The 1,217-nt window shown below is 40.5% G+C and carries 1 protein-coding gene; it reads left to right on the plus strand.

What is annotated here, in order from left to right; translation table 11 throughout:
- On the plus strand, positions 1-695 hold a 695-nt coding region (locus tag EDM53_RS00555), incomplete at its 5' end, for a PD-(D/E)XK nuclease family transposase (protein WP_130121389.1).
- Positions 696-1,217: the final 522 nt, after the last annotated feature.

Consider the following 1,217-nt stretch of genomic DNA (forward strand, 5'->3'; position numbering starts at 1 on the left):
TATCCCAATTAAAGAAGGGAATGTTTCACGGGGAGTTATTACCTGTAATAGTGGTAAGTATCATGAAGAACAAGAAGCTGTTTGGAGATAACATAGGGTGCATCAGTTACCACACGACGAGGGAAGAGAAGAGTAATGAGAGGCACCTATTTGCATTGTCGTATGTTTTCGTAGAACTGCCGAAGTTTAAGAAGGGGGAAGATGAGCTCAGTGGCATAGAAGACGAGTGGTTATTTTTTCTAAGTAAGTCGGAGGAAGTGAAGGAGCCGCCTATGTGTACGAAGGACGAGCACATATTAGAGGCGTATAAGGAGCTAGAGAGGTTTAACTGGAGCGAGGAGTCATACGATGCGTATGTGAGGGCAAGGTTGTTGCTTGATGGACAAGAATACAGCATAGATGAAGCAAGACAGGAGGGGATAGAGAAGGGAAAAGCAGAAGGTATAGAAGAAGGCATAGCGATAGGCAAGGAGGAAGGAATAGCTGAAGGCACGGAAAAAGGAATAGCGATAGGTACAGAGAAAGGAATAGCGATAGGCAAGGAGGAAGGAATAGCGATAGGTACAGAGAAAGGAAAGGCGGAAGAGAGGATTGGGATAGCGAGGAATTTGGTGAGTTTGGGAGTGGATGTGAAGAAGGTGAGTGAGGCGACTGGGTTATCGGAGGCTGAAGTTGAGAAGCTTATTGTTAAGTGATGTGTGTGTATGTTGTCACGTAATGATTTTTGTATGACGGTTAGTATTACATAGAAAGAGTGACTGGTTAAGTGACGGGATTTTGGTGTTTTGATGTAGGTGTGGGATGAGTTATATAAACGAACGTTTATGTGATGCCTCCTTTACCACCCTTTATGTCAACATGCAGTGGGCTAATCTCAAATAATATATATCCCACTAAACAATTGTTTTTATATATCATTTTGAACGATTGTTACTCTAAGCCATCTAGTTATTGTACCTCTATCTTTATTTCTCGTTTTTGCAAGAATGGAGTTTAGATTATAGCGACATCGTCTATTGTTCCTCATTTTAAATTACCATTTAATTGCACTAAGCTACTTTAATGTCCCGGGGATTGATGTATTATAGCAATATAGTTGTTGACGTAAGCGCATGATTATGTTATCACCGAGCAGTGGGAATATAAATCAATAACTATATCAAAGAGTGATTATGAGCAATGTAGTTTTAAGGCCAGATGCAAAAGGTAGAATTAGT

It is taken from the genome of Rickettsiales endosymbiont of Peranema trichophorum, from assembly GCF_004210275.1.
Lineage (GTDB): Bacteria > Pseudomonadota > Alphaproteobacteria > Rickettsiales > Midichloriaceae > RICK02.